Below are 17,213 nucleotides of genomic sequence, written 5' to 3' on the forward strand. Positions count from 1 at the left end.
CTTATATTAAGTTACTAAAATGACTACACCTCGAAAGGCAGTATATGCAGCAAGACTTTAGCCGGCGTAAATTTGTATTATATGGTGCAGCTACTTTTACTACTACTCTATTACTAAAAGCTTGCAGTAGTAATCAAACTTCTACGCCAACGGCTAGTAGTGGACAGGAAAGGTTTAAAATAGCGATCGCCCTACCTGGTGCAATCACAGATCAAGCTTGGAATCAGTCTGGCTATGAAGGACTAAACTTAGCTAAACAAAAGCTCAATGTAGAAGTCGCCTATGTGGAACAAGTCGCCCAAGCTGACCAAACAGAAGCATTAACAGACTTTGCCCGTAAGGGTTATAATCTTATATTCGCCCACGGTGGACAATTTGATGCAGCGATAGAACAAGTCGCGCCGCAATTTCCCAATACATTTTTTGTGGGTGTAAATGGTAATACCAAAGCAGAAAATATCGCCTCTTTGCGAATCGACCACTTGCAAGGTAGTTATTTATGTGGCATTATTGGCGCGTCTGTAACTAAATCTAATAAATTAGCTTATATTGCTGGACAAGAATTTCCCGCCACACAGGAAGAACTAAGAGGATTTGAATTAGGGGCAAAATCCGTTAACCCCAAGATGCAAATTATCTCCACATTTACGGGCGATTGGAGTGATGTTGCTAAAGCAAAAGAAGCGACACTAGCTTTAATTTCCTCTGGGGTTGATGTCATTTATCAATGGTTTGATAGCGCCTCACCCGCAGTTTTACAAGCAGCTAGCGATAAGGGTGTTTATGCTTTTGGGAATACCAAAGACCAGTTAGATATTGCCCCTAAAGCAGTTTTAACTAGTGCAGTTAAACGCTTAGATATAGCCATAGCTTATTTAGCGGAACTTGCCCAACAAAAACAATTGAAAGGGCAGATATATACTATCGGTTTGGAACGAGAAGATATATTATCTTTAGGTAAATTTGGTGCAGCAGTGCCGGAAGCTATAAAACAAAATACTTTAAAAATAAAACAGGAAATTGTCGATCAGAAAATCACTTTTGTAACTTGTCAGGAAGCTGGTAAAAATACACGTTGTATCAAAAAAGCCTAAATGTATTTACGTTTAGAAAATATTAGTAAACGCTTTAATTCATTTATTGCTAATGATAATATCAGCTTGAGTGTTGATGCTGGTAAAATTCATGCAATTCTAGGTGAAAATGGTGCTGGTAAAACCACTTTAATGAATATTATTAATGGTCTATATCAGCCTGATGCAGGAGAAATATATTTACAAGATCAGCCAGTCAAAATTACTTCGCCAAATCAAGCCATAAAACTCGGCATAGGTATGATATATCAACACTTCATGCTTGTGCCACAGTTAACTGTAACTGAAAATATTATCTTGGGTAGGGAAAATAGTTGGCGTTTAAATCTGCGACAAAGACAACAAGAAATTGCAGCTTTATCCCAAGCTTATGGATTAGAAATTGACCCCACAGCTAAAGTAGAGGATTTACCTGTAGGGACACAACAGCGAGTAGAAATCCTCAAAGTTTTATATCGTCAAGCTAAACTATTAATTCTCGATGAACCAACAGCCGTTCTCACACTCACAGAAGTAGAATCATTAATTAATATCCTGCGAAAACTGGCGGCGGCTGGTAATACGATTATTTTTATTAGTCATAAGTTAGAAGAGGTAATCAATCTCTGCGATACCGTCACAGTGTTGCGACGAGGTAAAGTTGTGGCGACAACGACAACTAAAGATATGACTCCTCAAAAATTAGCAGAATTGATGGTAGGACGGGAAGTAGTTTTACAAGTCAATAAGTCTGCATTTGTACCTGGAAAATTCATACTGTCGGTAGAAAATTTGCAAGTTGCTGATGATAGGGGTATTCTTGCTGTCCACAATGTTTCCTTTCAATTGCTGGCTGGGGAAATTTTGGGAATTGCTGGTGTAGATGGGAATGGACAGCGAGAATTAGCTGATGCGATCGCCAATTTAAGAGGCATCCTCAATGGTACAATTCAACTTAATAGCTCTTCTCCTCAAAAAAAAATAGGTTACATTCCTGAAGATAGGCAAAGAATGGGACTGATTTTACAATTTACCATTGCCCAAAACTTAATTTTAAATGTTTTTAAAAATATACCCTTCTGTCGGCATTTCTTATTAAAATCATTAGTAATTAAACATCATGCCCAAGTTGCAATGCAGGAATTTGATATCCGGGCGACTGGGGAAGATATCCAGGTAAGCCAACTATCGGGGGGAAATCAACAGAAGGTAGTTTTGGCGCGAGAACTGGCGGGACAACCAGATTTAATTGTAGCGATGCAGCCCACACGGGGTTTAGATGTCGGGGCGACGAGTGCAGTTCATTCCCGTTTGTTAACAGAACGCGATCGCGGTGCGGCAATATTGTATATTTCTACTGAGTTAGAAGAAATCATGGCAATGAGCGATCGCATTGCTGTAATCTACAGAGGTAAGTTTGTCGCTATTTTGGATGCACAGACGGCGACAATAGAAGAAATTGGTTTATTGATGACTGGCGGAACACCCAGAGAATAAAATGCCAAGTCTGTACATCATTGGTGGTGCAAACAGTTCCGGAGACGCTACGAGAGAGGGAGAGTAAATTTAATTTCTCTATATTTACCTTTGTGCGATCGCTGGATTATTTATAATAACTCTAGTAATGATGCTAGCTTGGTGGCTGAATATAACTATAGTCAACAACTTGTTGTCTATGAAAGTAAAATTTGGAATCAAATCAGAGGATAAGAATGGCTGACCACGAATTAGAATTTTTATCTAGTAAAATTGACGCTGGAGTTAAAGCCGCAATTGCCGCAGCTATAGAACGACATCGTAAGCTTGGTCAATCGATTAGTATTATGCAAGATAGGAAGGTTGTAACTTTAACTGCTGATAAGATTCCAGTGATTCAGACTCAGCAAAACTCTAGCAAATAAAATGAATTCTATAGCTTCTATCAATACTATCATTGAGCAACAACCTTACCCGCTTTTATTTGCCACCATTAGCGGATCTCATTTATATGGTTTTCCGTCACCAGATTCTGACTATGATCTACGCGGGGTACATATCTTACCAGTACAAGAAGTGGTGGGATTACAAAATGGGGCTGAAACTATTGAATTTTCTGAGCTTCGGGAATCTTTAGAAATTGATTTAGTAACTCACGATCTTAGAAAATTCTCTTTACTACTTTTGAAAAAGAACGGCTATGTACTAGAGCAACTTTATTCGCCTTTAATATTAAAAACTACGCCGGAACACCAAGAGCTAAAAGTAATTAGCAAAGATTGTATAACTCGTCATCATAGCCATCATTATTTTGGTTTTGCGGCAACACAATGGAAAATTTTTGAAAAAGAAAAGCCACATCGAGTCAAGCCATTACTTTATACTTATCGAGTATTATTGACTGGGATTTACCTAATGCAAACAGGAATAGTTGAGGCTAACTTAATTAAACTCAATGAGAATTTTAAATTGCCATATATTCCTGATTTAATTGCTCAAAAATTAGCAGATGTAGAAAAGTCTACTCTATCAAATGTTGATGCGGTTTTTCATCATCGAGAATATGAACGATTGCGCCAATGCTTGCAAGAAGCGTATGAGGCAAGTACACTACCTGAAGCACCTGCGGCGAAATCGGCTTTACATAATTTGCTGATACGTTTGAGAATAAAAAGTTAAAGCTAAAGCGTATTATATTGGTTTAAACAATCCAGAAACATCTCAGGAGAGTTCAGGAATGCTGATACTCATTTTTTGGGGTTGAGGGATGGCAATCATCGCATCATGATCACAAATAAACGCTTTCAACTCCTGTTACCAATCCTATCACCCCTCATAGCGATCGCCTCTGCTCTCATCGTCGGTGCTATCCTCATCCTACTTGCTGGGGCAAATCCCATCACTGCCTACACAGCTTTATTCCAAGAATCCCTTTCTACTTACTTCGGTTTTGGTAACACCCTCACCAAAATGACACCCCTCTTATTCACCAGTTTAGGTGTCTTAATAGCATTAAAAGCTGGTCAATTTAACATCGGTGGCGAAGGGCAAATTTATCTCGGTGCATTGGGTAGCACGTTAGTTGGGTTATATGTGCAAGGATTACCCCCTATCTTACATATTCCCCTAGCCCTTGTCGCAGGTTTTGGATTTGGTGCAATTTGGGGTTGGATACCCGGTTATCTCAAAGCCGTGCGGGGAGTCAATGAAGTTATCACCACCCTATTACTAAATTACATCGCAGTGAATTTAGTCAGCTACTTAGTACAGAACCCCTTAAAAGCACCAGGCGCACCTAGTCCTTATTCGCCATTGATTGCTAAATCTGCACAATTGCTGATAATTCTACCCCAAAGTCTAGCCCATGTAGGTATTTTACTAGCTTTACTCACCGCCGGACTACTGTGGATTTTATTAGAGCGATCGCCTCTAGGATACCAAATTTCCGCCGTTGGTTTTAACCCCACAGCCGCCCATTATGCGCGAATTTCCGTCAAAAATACCACCATATTAGTAATGTCCTTAGCTGGTGGTTTAGCTGGTTTAGCAGGCGCATCAGAAGTCATGGGGTTGAAATATCGCCTCTTTGAACAAGTTTCCCCTGGTTATGGTTTTGATGCTATTGCGATCGCCTTCCTAAGTCGCGGTAGTATTAGCGGTGTAGTCTTAACTTCTCTATTTTTCGCGGCTTTGCGTAGTGGTGCAAACGTTGTGCAACGTAGCGCAGGTGTTCCCGTCACCGTAGTTTACGCCATCCAAGGATTCACTGTCTTATTCATCGCCATCAGCCTCGCCGTAGAAACACGAATCAAAACGCAAAGTAACGCGGAGATTTAACGCCAAAACTCTCAGCCTTCCTCCGCGCTTTCCTTAGCGATACTCTGTCTTGAAAAGTTTCCTACGGAGGGAAACCCTCCTTCTCCTAACGGAGACGCTACGCGAACAGAACTTTTCGCTGCGTTTAAAAACCATGAATCACCTTAACTTCCTCTCCGATTACCTCATTGCTAGTGTCAACCTAGCCATACCCCTAGCATTTGCGGCCCTTGGGGGAATGTATTCAGAACGTTCAGGAGTACTCAATATTGCCCTAGAAGGGATGTTAATAACTGGTTCTTTTACTAGTGCAATAGCCACATTTTACACAAGTAATCCTTGGATAGGTGTCTTCTGTGCTTTAATTGCTGGGGGATTAGTCGGTTTACTCCACGCTTTTTTATGTGTAAGCTTATACGTCAATCAACTAGTCTCAGGACTAGCAATTAATCTGGTAGCGGCCGGGTTGACATCATTTTTAGCGCGGTTAGTATTTCATGGTAGTGGCACCCAAAGATTACCAGGAATTGAGCCTATTATTATTCCTGGTCTAGCAAATATACCCATACTTGGAGCTTTATTATTTCAACAAGATATTTTCGTATATTTACTAATAGTTTTAGTGATTTTAAGTAATTATATTTTATTTCATACTAGCTTTGGCTTAACTTTACGGGCAGTAGGGGAATATCCCAAAGCAGCTGCAACTGCTGGTGTGTCAGTATCAAAAGTGCAATATGTGGCTGTATTTATCAGTGGTTGTCTAGCCAGTCTAGGCGGTGCTTATCTCACCTTAGTACAGATAAAATTTTTCACGGAAAATATGAGTGCAGGTAAAGGATTTATTGCGATCGCTGCTTTAATTTTTGGTAGGTGGCATCCTTTAGGTATTATTCTAGCTTGCTTTTTATTTGGCGCTACAGAAGCTTTGCAGTTACGCATTCAAGCCTTGGGTGCAAATATCCCTTATCAGTTTCTTGCTATGTTACCCTATGCGATCGCCTTCTTTGCCTTAGTAGGATTAGCTGGTAAATCTAAACCTCCCCAAGGTAACGGTGTTACTTACTCACCAGAACATCCCCAAGATATTTAACAACTAGCATACCTTCACACCGACCAAATCAATATCAGCCAACCATATCAGTCTACTTTGAGCCGATGCAGTTTCTTCCAAAATAGGCGATCGCCATTCCACAGCATAAAGCCAATTTTGTTTTAGACTAAAAACCCCTTGAATAATACGCTGATTTGGCTGTTCACTAAAATCAACCTCAACCACATCGCCTAATTGAAAAGCCTGCTGAGAAACAATTTGACTTTTGAGTACACTTGTTGGTGAAAATTCACCACTTCGTAAATAAAGAGTTTTGTTATGACAAACTATTGCATAAATCCATTCTTCCTCTTCCCAATGAACTCCGCAGCAATAGCCTGATAAATCAGGGCTTAACAATACCTCTTCTCTAATTTGAACAGCTAATGGAGGTATGACTGCACCCCAAGCAGGAGAAATATGCCAACAAGATTCTAAAGTCGTAATCTGATTCATCATGATGCTTTTCGGTTCTATTTTTATACATAGACTCGTTTACGCGAGTAATATCCGGAACATAATTCCCATCTGTTTAAAATAAGACAACAGAGACCACACCCCAATCAATAACTTCGTTAGCCCAACAGCAAAGAATCGAATTATGGAGGGATGAAAATTATGGGTTTTTATTCGCAAGTCATTTTACCGCGTCTTTTAGACTGGAGCTTATCTGACCCCACCCTAGCTACATATCGTCAGGAACTACTAACAGACGTAACAGGAGAAGTACTAGAAATCGGTTTTGGCACTGGATTAAACTTGGCTTACTATCCTTCGCATATTCACGAAATCACCACGGTTGACGTGAATCCTGGGATGAATAACCTAGCACAAAAGCGTATTGATGACTCTGGGATTAAAGTTCAACAACTCCTGCTATCAGGCGAAAATCTTCCTATGACAGATAATACCTTTGATAGTGTGGTCAGCACTTGGACTTTATGCAGTATTGCCAATGTAGAACAAGCCCTACAGGAAGTTTATCGGGTACTAAAACCAGGCGGTAAGTTCTTTTTTCTAGAACATGGACTGAGTAATAAGCCTAATGTACAAGTCTGGCAGAATCGCCTAACCCCAATTCAGAAAATCTTAGCCGATGGATGTCATCTAAATCGAAATATTCAAAAATTAGTAGAACAAAGTTTTCACCATGTAGAGCTAAAACGCTTTACACCTGACAATTTTCCTGATTTGATGGCACATTTTTACAAAGGATGTGCGACTAAAGAAGCAATATAAATTCATGATCAAGGAAATCAATTTTGTGCGTTGATTTCCTTGATCTAATTAAGTCTTAAATATCTCATCTACAGGAATTTGGTAGCCATTAGCGAGGCGATTAGTTGTGTTAGCCGTAGCAATAATTGCCAAGAGTTCACCAAACATAGCATCATTCATCCCCTTCCCACGGGCTGCGGCTGAATGGGAAGAAATACAATAGTCACAGCCATTAGTGACGCTCACCGCAATGTAAATTAGTTCACGTACTAAGGGGTCAAGTTCACCAGGACTAGCCATCACCTCTTTGATGCTTTCCCATGTTCTTTTTAAGGTGGGAGGATGGTTGGCTATAGCTTTCCAGAAGTTGTTGATATACTCCGTCTGACGAGTAGCGCGGATGTCGTCGTATATGGCCTTTACTTCATCACTTGCGTCTTCGTATTCAATCAGCTTAGTCATATTATTTTGACAGACAAATCACAATTAGGCATTTTGGCACACTCAATTTTAAAAGTATAGATATCCTGTAAGGGTGGGATATATTCATGTGAAAAGTAATAAAAGGCAAAATCTCTCAGTTCATAGCTGAGAGATTTTTATTCAAAATAACTGGGGTCAAGTCTGATAAAGCACCCAGTTCATCGTGGCTATTTAGTCTAGTCATCCTAAATTAGAAACTATTTACAAAGTAAACATTAATTAGAGTGTATTATGGCTCTACCCTAACGCACCGTCATATAAACCGATGCTATAGAAATTTTATCTTTACTTTAGAAATAACCTCTTATAGTGACCATTAAAGTTTTTCTAGGACTGGATTAAAAACTATATCTTGCAAGTTTCTCCATTAATCTATTCAAAGTTTTGTCTGAGCGCACCTCTGTTTATAGCGGACTAAACAACATATCAAAGTCAACAACAGAATAGCTTTCATAGTCGATGGTTCCACTACCCTTGTCACTTCTGTTGGGGGTTGAGTAATGGGAGTTTCACAAACTCCTCCGTTCGGGTTTCCACCAGGATTGACAAAATCACATACATTACTGGGAGGATTAGTTGGCGGAGTTGGAAAACCTGATGTTCCAGGAGGTGAGGAACTTGATGAATCACCACCACTGAATAATAAGGCAAGAAGAGGAACAATAGCTAATAATCCTAATGGTAATAAGCTAGGCGAACCTCCAGCAGAAGTTACAAGAAATTCTCCACCCCCAAGTCCTTCTCCCTCGATAACTTCCAGCCCTCCTGGTGTTGCTAGGGTCTCATTTAAAATGCCACCAGGAATTGTTGCTCCCTCTTCAGAAAAAGCTACTAAAGTTTGGGGTTCCCGCGCATACGGTTGACCTGTTGATATGGAAGTATATGGATGAGAGAGTATTCTTAAACTCGTCTCCTGGATTTCTCTATTGTTTCCTGAACGTAAAGCATTTAACCCTCTTTCAAGGTTATTGACATAAAATTCCGTCATTTTTGAATCTAAGCCAAGCTGACGAATTTCTTGCTCTAGGTTAGGTATTTTTGATGCTTCCTGCAAAAGAGTGTTGACGTAGCTAATCTTCAGGTTTATGAATCCACTACGAGGATCAGATCCTGAAAGAGGTGCTAATAGAAAGTTTTTAGTTACATCTCTTAAGCCTGCTACAGGATTAGAACTCAGTTTAGAACCAGAACTATATTGAACAGAATCTAATATTTCTCTATCAAATTTTCTCCAAACAGAGGCGTATGGGTTGGGATTGTAGCCATAAAACTGAGAAAACTTGCGATAGTTGTCTTCCCCACCAGCTGCTCGCATTAACATCTGCTGATAGGTAGGGCCGCCATTCGACTGAATGACTTGCTCAAGAATCGTTCCAGTTTTGTTACAGCCTAAAGCAAATCCTACAGAACATTCGGGAATAACTCTGATCTGACGTAGACCTTTAGCGTCATTCTGGAGCTGGTATTGGAGTAGTTGACGTTCTTGTCCAGGTGGAATCTTTGCACCAACATTTAAACTTCCTTGGCCTGCATTTGCGTTCTCGCATACAGTTAATACTGCTGCCAAAGATGACAGCAATATGACAATATTTTTAACAAACTTCATATATGCTTGGTAAATGACACAAAACTAACTAAGTACAACAACTGCTTTTGAGGAGTGAGTATTTATTGATTGGGTTTTAAAGTTCCCTTTGGAGATACTGGCAGTGCATTTTTTAGGGAACCAGAACTCACACTCTTCGGCACTTGAATATTGAGGGTAATAGCAGTACCTTGGAGTTCTCCGGTAGTGAGTTTGTGATAAATAACTAACGCACGGTTGGGTTGGTCAAAGACAAAACCACGACGAGAAGGTTGTATTTTGCCTTCCTCTACTAGCTCAATAAAGGCTTCTAGATATCTACGTATACTTTGACGATTTTCTGGATTGATATTTGTATGGTTTGCAATGAGAGTCATAAAGAAATCTAGACTCCGGCTATCCTGTCCATTCGTGAGAGTACCACCATCCAAAAAAGAACTACCAATGAGTTTGCCGTTAACTTCTTGAACTTTAAATAACGTATAGTAACGCCCCTCCTTTTTAGAGTCATTCACATAGCATACCCAAGAGCCTTCTTCACTCTGTGTAAAACCTTGAGCCGCAAGATAAGACAGTGCAGAATCATTACCTCTTTTTTGTCCAGGTAATGGAGGTAGCAAACTTTCGACTGGATCTGAGGCACAAATTTTCTGTGCAGCTTGTGGCTGAGGAGATGCTTGAGTGTCTTGTGCAACTGCAACATTAGGAATAGACACAAAAGCTAATGCCGACAAGGTAAGTAATTGAGACAAAAAAATAATGGGTTTCATCATTTTTATTTCCTTATTTGAAATGTTAATAGACTGATTTGTAAACAACATGGAAATTTTATGGGTGTGGTACAAAGAAAGTTAAATTTATTTGATTTACTCACTATCAACCATTAGGTAGATTTACTATATGTAAATTATTTATGTATTATTCCGGATATCGCTACTTTATATAGATAAATCTAGAAGGTATTAGAGATCAATCTTGATTGTTGAGACTAAATATATCTCCTTTTATAGGCAGCTTATATGTTCAAAGTCATACACCATGACTTTGTTAATTGTTTGAAAAAATGAGCTTATACTTAAGTTTCTGCTATTAATGAGAGAATTTGCTACATTTGTCTAGAATTTGAACCCCCTCCGTAATATTTCCTAAAACTATTTACTGTATTGAGCTTTTTTGTCGGTGCTAATAGAGTTTTTTAGTTATGATACAGATTATAAATTACGTTTATGTAATTTATGATACTTTTGCGCCTAATTTAACTTGTTGCAGTTATAACAAGGTTTTTAGCTTTACAATAAGTATGTAACATTTTTTAAAATGTTACTTGGTTATCGAAGAAACTAATTCAGAATCATACCTTAATTTATGCAATCTTAACTCCGTATTCCGTCAATTAATGAGACTCTTGATGAATACTAGGAGCATTTGCAGTGAGTCTGTAACATTTTTTTGTTGTTGTAGGTAATACCTCTACGTCACTTAGTTTTAACATTTTCAGGTAAGATCAAAACATTGATTCTGTATGTGTGCAGTAATTCTACCATCAGAAAGTAAGAACATAAGAGTAGCATATACAACTTTAAAAATTGCACACTAAATCACTTGATTCCTTTAAACAACGCAGATACAAGTGCAAATTAACGTTGCTATATTTATATTGATAAGTATATACTTATATAATTATGTAAAATTATGAAGAAGTGTTAAAGTAATAAGTATTCACGGATACCTCATCAATAAGCTGTTCTGCTCTTAAGTTGCACAATCCATCATGAGGGCAGTTGACAGAATCTATTGAATGTTCAGAACCCCGACTTTTTCAAAAAAGTCGGGGTTCTATGACTTTAATTATCATTTTTCTAGGGGATACAAATGTATCCATAAATCACAAAGTCCACCTCGTAGGAAATGGACTAGTTAATTATATATCCTATTAGTGGATCCGAGCAGAGTCGAACTGCTGTCCAAATTGGGTATTGACCCCCCGCTCATTCACAGGTTTAGCCTTTCTGACCCTCAAGGCGGGAATCGTTCATTATCCCGAACGTAGGATGCTCTGATTAAATCTTAGCTAGCAAGCCAACCAGAGAACACTTGCTAGAGCATCCGTTGGGGGTTGGTCTTCAGTCCTTAACGGAGTCAAACCGAAGACGCTCGAACCTGTAAGAGGCTATTTAGGCAGCTACTAGAGCGTCCTTACGAGCAAATTTTACGATGTTATTCGCATTTACTTTTGTTTTGAGCCTTGATTTGCGAGAGGAGACTCACTCTCGACCTGAATCACAGAGTAGCGTTCGCCAACCTGTCGAAACCGTTACGGACCCATGATCTTTATATTCCCATTATAGTACGGGATTTTTAATTCGTAGTAAACCTTCACGGATAACTTCAGAAACCGAAGTATACATACTACTTTTCACTTTAGCTGGACTTGCTGAAGACCCAGACATTATTCATCATTCAAAGATACAAATATAGAATCTAAATCCCGATAACCGCTTACTACCCGCACAATCACAACACTATCTTCAAAAACTTGATAAAAAATAATGTAGCCATTTAGTGGTATTCCTCTCAGCCTGGGGTCAAACTTGGCGTAACTTCGCCCTATATTGGGGAATTGAGCTATATTTTGGCATTTTTTATTAAATTCACGAATAAATCTTTCTCCAGCGTTGACATTGCTTACTAAAAAATAATCCAAAATTTCATCTAAATCTTGGCTGGCTTCCTTGGCAATAAAGTATTCCATTATCCTTGAGTTTCACGGGCTAGGCGTAATTTCTCTTCTAGTCGTGCCATGACTACTCCAGAATCCTCAATTTCTCTACGTTCAACAGCAGCCAGCCCAGCAGCTAGTTTTTTCTCAGTTTCTTTTTCCCATTCTTGATAACCTTTCTCCCATTCCTCTAGCAGTTTCAATGCTTTGATAATTACATCTTCAGCATTTTCATATCTACCTGTAGCAATTTGGGTTTGTATAAATTGCTCGTATTCTGCTTTTAGTTGGATGTTCATAGTTTTTACATATAGTTACTTAAAAGTGTTATTGCCTATAACCATGCGGTCGCCCAAGCTTTGTGGATCAAATTTGGCTTGATTCATTGCACGCATCTGTTGTGATTGCTGCTGTCGCTGTTGTAAGTAGGGTTCTACTTCCGATTGGTGATTGAGATAAAACACGATTGTGGCATAAATATCAGCTAGATTCAGGGACGGATAGCAATAAACAATTTCCTCTGCTGTCACTCCTTGCTTAAAGACAGCAACCACACTATCCAATGTCACACAAGTTTTGCCGACTAGCATCACACCGTCTTTATTTGCCTTTTGAGGAGCAGATTCAGCCACAATTGTCAGTGTCACAAGCACTTTCGAGTTTGCTGTTTTGATGGTAGCAAATCTTGGTGTGTCCATCGCTAGTTAAATGAGATAGAAAAAGCGATCACTATAGCTATAAAAAATAACTTAATTTATATGATACATCCTAAGTAATACGTAAAAAAATTTTGAAAAATATGTTATATAATTTACTGAAATTTATTAACACTAGTAGTGCTTGTTAATACATTTCCAAAAAATTGACTGCAAAATTTTTATCAATCTCAAGCTAAGGCTGAAAGGTTAATGTTTATGGCAAGAATGATTCCTGAAAATTTATCTTCAACAACAAAAAGTAATTCAGAAAAGAAACTATTTCATATTTTCCAGCAAAACTTAAGTGATGACTACATTGTTTTTCATGGGGCTTGGTGGCAACACATCAAATACGTTGTTCAAGATAGAGAAGCTGATTTTATTATTGTTCATCCCCAAGAAGGAATACTTATTGTAGAAGTCAAAGGTGGAACGATAAGCTACGATGCAGTTAATAAGGCTTGGTATACAAATGATAATAAAATGAAAATATCACCATTTAGACAAGCTACAGAAATTAAACATAAATTTTTAGACTTCCTTTGTAAGTATAATGAATTTAAGAAGAAAGATTTTTGTATCGGACACTGTGTAATTTTCCCAGATGTCGATGAAGTTATAAATGGGCTTCCCTCTGAAGCTCCTAAGCAAATATTATTATTACGACCTCAAATTGAAAATGTCAGTAAATGGATATCTTCTGTTTTCCATTATTATGAACCAAGTATAAAAGGCAGAATCTTAGAGGATGTTTGAAAAGTTTTGAGCGGTCAAAATTCATGCTAATCGCCTGACCATGATACGGATCATAGCAAGGTAAATAAACGTCTCTGATGTTTCGGGTAATAATTCATAGTCTCTAACCAAACGCCGACATCCCATAAGCCAACCAAAAGTGCGCTCAACCACCCAACGTTTTTTGAGCAAGATAAAGCCCTTGGTTTGCTCTGGGCGCAACACCACCTGCACAATCCAACGGCAAAAATTCATTACCCATTGCATAAACGGTTCACCATCAAAGCCACCATCGACCCAGAGCGTTGTCAAGCGAGATATCTTTTGATGAGACTGTTTGACTCGTTTGAGAACTTGTTTACCCCCAGAACGTTCACCCACATTGGCTGCTGTGACCAAGACCCGCAACACTAACCCCAAGGTATCAACCGTCATAAATCGTTTACGTCCTTTAATTTTCTTACCTGAATCAAACCCAACTTCTTGACTCACCATTGCCGCAGTTTTCACACTTTGACTGTCGATTATGGCTTCGGATGGACTCGGATGGCGTTCAATATCGATTCTCGTCCACTCTCTTAACCTGTCGTGGATGTGCAACCACGTCCCATCTTTACGCCAGTTGCGGAAATATGTGTACACTGTTTGCCAGGGAGGAAAGTCTCCCGGTAACCCTCGCCATCGCACTCCCTCGACCAAGACATAGAAAATGGCGTTTATGACTTCCCACATATCGACTTCACGCTTGCGTCCACCGGGTTTTCCCTCTGGAATCAGGTCACTCAGAAATTCATATTGGTCACGGGTCAGATTGCTGGGGTAAGCTTTACTCATCATGTCACTCTCTCGGTGCTGTTTACTATTCATTCACAGCTTATACTGAGAGAGCTTTTTTACACCCTGCCTGACTTTTCAAACAACCTCTTAGGAGATGAACGTATAAAATTAATCATTCAACTTATATCTCCAAGTACTGTTTTCAAAAAATATGTTGCTAATGATATTGGTGAAATTCAAAAAGAAATTATTCGATTAACAGAACAACAATTCAAACTTTTAAATAATTTGTATTTCCAAACAAAGTCAATAATTCTAGGATGTGCTGGTTCAGGAAAGACTCAGTTAGCAATAGAAAAAGCTAGGAGATTATGTCAACACCATATTAAAACATTAGTGATTTGCAAGTCTATTAATCTTGCTCTTTATCTTACAGCATCTTTGGAAAATGAGATTCAAACAGGAAATTGTGTAGTTTATGGCTATGAGGAAATTCTGGCTAACCAATCTAGGCTGAAGTTCAAGTATATGGCGATCATAGTTGATGAAGGGCAAGACTTTGAACGTCAGGAAATTGATGAATTAAGTAGTTTAATTCCAGATGACGGCATATTTTATATTTTCCAAGATAGCAATCAAAAGGTTTCAAAGAATACTAATCAATTTGCACTCCAGGTCAACCCAAACGTTTTAGACCAAAACTGTCGAAATACTCACAATATTTTCACATATACAAAGCCATATGTATCCTGTAATCATCCAGTCAAAAGTTCATTGATTCAAGGAAGAGATGTAATAAAACGAGAGTATATTGATATCAATAATATGTTAAAAATATTAGAGAATGATATTGTAAATCTAGTTGATGATGAAAATATTACTCCTAATCAGATTGTCGTGTTAACTGATATATATCCACTATCTAAGTCTATACTTTCATGTAATTCTCATATCAATCGGTTTCATCTTAAGCAGTATTCATTTTCTAACCAAGACCAAAACACTATTCAATGGTCGAATATAGGAATGTATAAAGGATTGGAAAATGATATTATACTCCTATTGTTTGAAAAAGAGAAATCATTAATACCTAGTAATTGGGATATTGCTAACAAATATGTTGGAGCGACAAGAGCAAAAAGCCTTCTGATTGTTTATGAATCACCTGATTTAGAAATTGACTTTTAGTATTCCATTTTAATGGAAGATAAAACCGTCTGATTCTATTTCGCTCTCTTCCAATATTTCTTCAAAAGAGACTAATTTGGGAGAACCTTGATAGCATAAAGACCTAATTTGATAAACCGCATATTGAATCGGTTCTGGAATTGGACGTTTTAAGTTATTAGATACAAAATCTTCAACACTTTTATGGTCTTTTAGAATTAGATAGTAAGCATATATACAATTTAGTTGTAATGCTATACAGTTAATTTTCATTAATTTAGTTATATGTAAAATAGCTCTTTCTTTTAAATTTTTCGGAATTGATATTCTTTCTATATAAGTCAATGCTCCTTTTCGTGGTTTAACTAGATGATAAACGATTCTAGTTTTAATAAATGTATTTACAAGTTCATCATTAAATACTGAAAAAAGATATTTAAGGCTAATCATTTGTATATCATTGCTATAGTCGAGAGGTAAAAATTTTACAAACAACCAAGAGTATAATCTCCAATGTTTTGGATATTTTTTTGATAATTGATAAAGTAATTCCATATGCTCAGTAAATATTTTAGGTTCTAAATTTATACCTAATGGAATATCATTTAAAAACTTACAGAATTGTTTAGCTTTATCTTCGTTATCAATGTTTTCTAAATTATCAAACAGTATTTTTTGTTTTGAATCATTGAGTAATCCATTTTCTCTGCTTGCTTTCGCAGAATCAATTTCTTGAATTAAAGCTGTTTTATCTAATTCTTGTTCTGGCTTGATTTGATCATATCTATCTTCTTGAAATGGCATTGCCGAAACACCACTTTCTTTTGACTCTTCAATAAATTCAATTATTTTTTCTTGAGCTTCTATAATTTTTGTTTTTGAGGCATTTAAATTCACGCCGATTTTTAGAAGAAATTCTTGTAATACTATTGAAGCTTTAATGGCATCATTTTTATTTTTCGTAAAAATGCGGAAATCATCTACATATCTTCCAAAGTTTATCCCAAGATTGAATAATGCTTCATCAGCTTCTTTAAGAAATATATTTGCTAGGAATCCTTCTGCTTCATTTCCTATAGGTATACCTTGGCTATTATGTGTTTCGTTTAGTTTCTCATCCACAATTGAGTAGTAGCAGATTTTGAACTTCAAAGTTTTACTAAAAAGAATCATAAAATCTGTATCTCTTCTTATATTGATTTGTTTTGATATTGCTGAAAGTAAGTAATCGTGTGATATTGAATCATAAAATGATGATATATCGGTTTTAAGCATACAAGTATAGTTCTCAACTTGTGCCAATTGCCAATCTATAAAATCTAGAAAACCTTCATAGTAATACTTGTATAAACGTCCTTTTGATTTTTTATCTTTTTCAGTGTCTCTATTAAGCCGATATGAAAAACAGTGTTGAATAAAAGTAAAATCTAATAATTCAGCCAGGACAGATACAAAAATAAATTTAATTACTAAATCTTTAAATGGAGTATGTATCATCCTTCTTAAAAACATATTTGATTTTGGTAAATAAAAAGAAAAAGCTGTTTCCGGTTCGTATAAATTTGGATTCTCAAGAACTAGCTCAATTTCTTGAAAAAGCTTTTCCTTATTTTGTCTGTAATAATCAATTTCAATGAAATTACAATATGAGTCATGGGTAATTCTATACGAGATCGCATACACATAAGCTTTTTCAAAAACTTCTCTCTTTCTTATCTGTCCAATCCAAAATTCTTTACTCATTAGATTATTATTTGATTCAAATTTTCTTGTTTGTTCGTTGCATAAGGGACACTTTTTTTGAATTAAAACACAGTTAACTGAAGGGGTGACAAAGAAGCTACAAAGCAGACTGGATAAGAGACATAGCACG

Annotated in this window: 18 protein-coding genes and 1 other RNA gene; 9 read left to right on the forward strand and 10 right to left on the reverse strand. The window is 37.3% G+C overall.

The window, feature by feature from the left end; translation table 11 throughout:
- The first annotated feature begins 44 nt into the window (after positions 1 to 44).
- From ACM5QX_RS21825 to ACM5QX_RS21850, 6 genes are all read left to right on the forward strand, one after another.
- Entirely contained in the window at positions 45 to 1,094 is a 1,050-nt protein-coding gene (locus ACM5QX_RS21825; protein WP_414755464.1) for a BMP family protein, read from the forward strand.
- Positions 1,095 to 2,570, forward strand: coding sequence for an ABC transporter ATP-binding protein (locus tag ACM5QX_RS21830; protein WP_414755465.1), 1,476 nt, complete (start codon positions 1,095 to 1,097; stop codon positions 2,568 to 2,570).
- Between the two features lie 215 nt (positions 2,571 to 2,785).
- On the forward strand, positions 2,786 to 2,974 hold the full coding sequence (locus ACM5QX_RS21835; RefSeq protein ID WP_414755466.1) for a hypothetical protein: 189 nt from the start codon (positions 2,786 to 2,788) through the stop codon (positions 2,972 to 2,974).
- 1 nt (position 2,975) lies between these two features.
- A complete protein-coding gene (locus ACM5QX_RS21840; RefSeq protein WP_414755467.1) occupies positions 2,976 to 3,728 on the forward strand; it encodes a DNA polymerase beta superfamily protein in 753 nt (250 codons plus the stop codon).
- A 105-nt stretch (positions 3,729 to 3,833) separates the two neighbouring features.
- Entirely contained in the window at positions 3,834 to 4,886 is a 1,053-nt protein-coding gene (locus ACM5QX_RS21845; protein ID WP_414755468.1) for an ABC transporter permease, read from the forward strand.
- A gap of 133 nt (positions 4,887 to 5,019) precedes the next feature.
- Complete coding sequence (locus ACM5QX_RS21850) at positions 5,020 to 5,958, forward strand: ABC transporter permease (protein ID WP_414755469.1); 939 nt, start codon at positions 5,020 to 5,022, stop codon at positions 5,956 to 5,958.
- Positions 5,959 to 5,961: 3 nt separating this feature from the next.
- Here ACM5QX_RS21850 and ACM5QX_RS21855 read toward each other — a convergent pair whose 3' ends face one another.
- Positions 5,962 to 6,417 (reverse strand): DUF1392 domain-containing protein, encoded by a 456-nt coding sequence (locus tag ACM5QX_RS21855; protein ID WP_414755470.1) that lies wholly within the window; start codon positions 6,415 to 6,417, stop codon positions 5,962 to 5,964.
- A gap of 159 nt (positions 6,418 to 6,576) precedes the next feature.
- Between ACM5QX_RS21855 and ACM5QX_RS21860 the strand changes: the two genes are divergently transcribed.
- Positions 6,577 to 7,197, forward strand: a complete 621-nt coding sequence (locus tag ACM5QX_RS21860) for a class I SAM-dependent methyltransferase (protein ID WP_414755471.1) — start codon at positions 6,577 to 6,579, stop codon at positions 7,195 to 7,197.
- A 48-nt stretch (positions 7,198 to 7,245) separates the two neighbouring features.
- Here the strand turns inward: ACM5QX_RS21860 and ACM5QX_RS21865 are convergent, their stop codons facing one another.
- From ACM5QX_RS21865 to ACM5QX_RS21895, 7 genes are all read right to left on the reverse strand, one after another.
- Complete coding sequence (locus ACM5QX_RS21865) at positions 7,246 to 7,638, reverse strand: carboxymuconolactone decarboxylase family protein (protein WP_414755472.1); 393 nt, start codon at positions 7,636 to 7,638, stop codon at positions 7,246 to 7,248.
- Positions 7,639 to 8,035: 397 nt separating this feature from the next.
- Positions 8,036 to 9,265, reverse strand: a complete 1,230-nt coding sequence (locus ACM5QX_RS21870) for a hypothetical protein (RefSeq protein WP_414755473.1) — start codon at positions 9,263 to 9,265, stop codon at positions 8,036 to 8,038.
- A gap of 62 nt (positions 9,266 to 9,327) precedes the next feature.
- Positions 9,328 to 10,065: a hypothetical protein gene (locus ACM5QX_RS21875; RefSeq protein WP_414755474.1), complete on the reverse strand. Its 738-nt coding sequence runs from the start codon at positions 10,063 to 10,065 to the stop codon at positions 9,328 to 9,330.
- 1,113 nt (positions 10,066 to 11,178) lie between these two features.
- Positions 11,179 to 11,568, reverse strand: a transfer-messenger RNA (tmRNA) gene (gene ssrA / locus ACM5QX_RS21880).
- Positions 11,569 to 11,693: 125 nt separating this feature from the next.
- Positions 11,694 to 11,996, reverse strand: coding sequence for a type II toxin-antitoxin system RelE/ParE family toxin (locus tag ACM5QX_RS21885; protein WP_414755475.1), 303 nt, complete (start codon positions 11,994 to 11,996; stop codon positions 11,694 to 11,696).
- Positions 11,996 to 12,262, reverse strand: coding sequence for a type II toxin-antitoxin system ParD family antitoxin (locus tag ACM5QX_RS21890; RefSeq protein WP_414755476.1), 267 nt, complete (start codon positions 12,260 to 12,262; stop codon positions 11,996 to 11,998). Before ACM5QX_RS21890 ends, ACM5QX_RS21885 begins: the two co-directional genes overlap by 1 nt.
- Positions 12,263 to 12,277: 15 nt before the next feature.
- Complete coding sequence (locus ACM5QX_RS21895) at positions 12,278 to 12,661, reverse strand: DUF433 domain-containing protein (protein WP_414755477.1); 384 nt, start codon at positions 12,659 to 12,661, stop codon at positions 12,278 to 12,280.
- A gap of 216 nt (positions 12,662 to 12,877) precedes the next feature.
- On the opposite strand from ACM5QX_RS21895, the gene ACM5QX_RS21900 reads away from it, so the two are divergent.
- Positions 12,878 to 13,417 (forward strand): nuclease-related domain-containing protein, encoded by a 540-nt coding sequence (locus ACM5QX_RS21900; protein ID WP_414755478.1) that lies wholly within the window; start codon positions 12,878 to 12,880, stop codon positions 13,415 to 13,417.
- A gap of 21 nt (positions 13,418 to 13,438) precedes the next feature.
- Here ACM5QX_RS21900 and ACM5QX_RS21905 read toward each other — a convergent pair whose 3' ends face one another.
- Positions 13,439 to 14,230: an IS5 family transposase gene (locus ACM5QX_RS21905; protein WP_414755482.1), complete on the reverse strand. Its 792-nt coding sequence runs from the start codon at positions 14,228 to 14,230 to the stop codon at positions 13,439 to 13,441.
- 15 nt (positions 14,231 to 14,245) lie between these two features.
- On the opposite strand from ACM5QX_RS21905, the gene ACM5QX_RS21910 reads away from it, so the two are divergent.
- Positions 14,246 to 15,361 carry an AAA family ATPase gene (locus tag ACM5QX_RS21910; protein ID WP_414755479.1) on the forward strand — a complete coding sequence of 372 codons (1,116 nt, stop codon included), beginning with the start codon at positions 14,246 to 14,248 and terminating at the stop codon, positions 15,359 to 15,361.
- Between the two features lie 9 nt (positions 15,362 to 15,370).
- On the opposite strand, the gene ACM5QX_RS21915 is transcribed toward ACM5QX_RS21910, so the two are convergent.
- Entirely contained in the window at positions 15,371 to 17,083 is a 1,713-nt protein-coding gene (locus tag ACM5QX_RS21915; protein WP_414755480.1) for an RNA-directed DNA polymerase, read from the reverse strand.
- Positions 17,084 to 17,213: the final 130 nt, after the last annotated feature.

It is taken from the genome of Anabaena sp. CCY 9910 (assembly GCF_963920875.1).
Lineage (GTDB): Bacteria > Cyanobacteriota > Cyanobacteriia > Cyanobacteriales > Nostocaceae > Trichormus > Trichormus variabilis.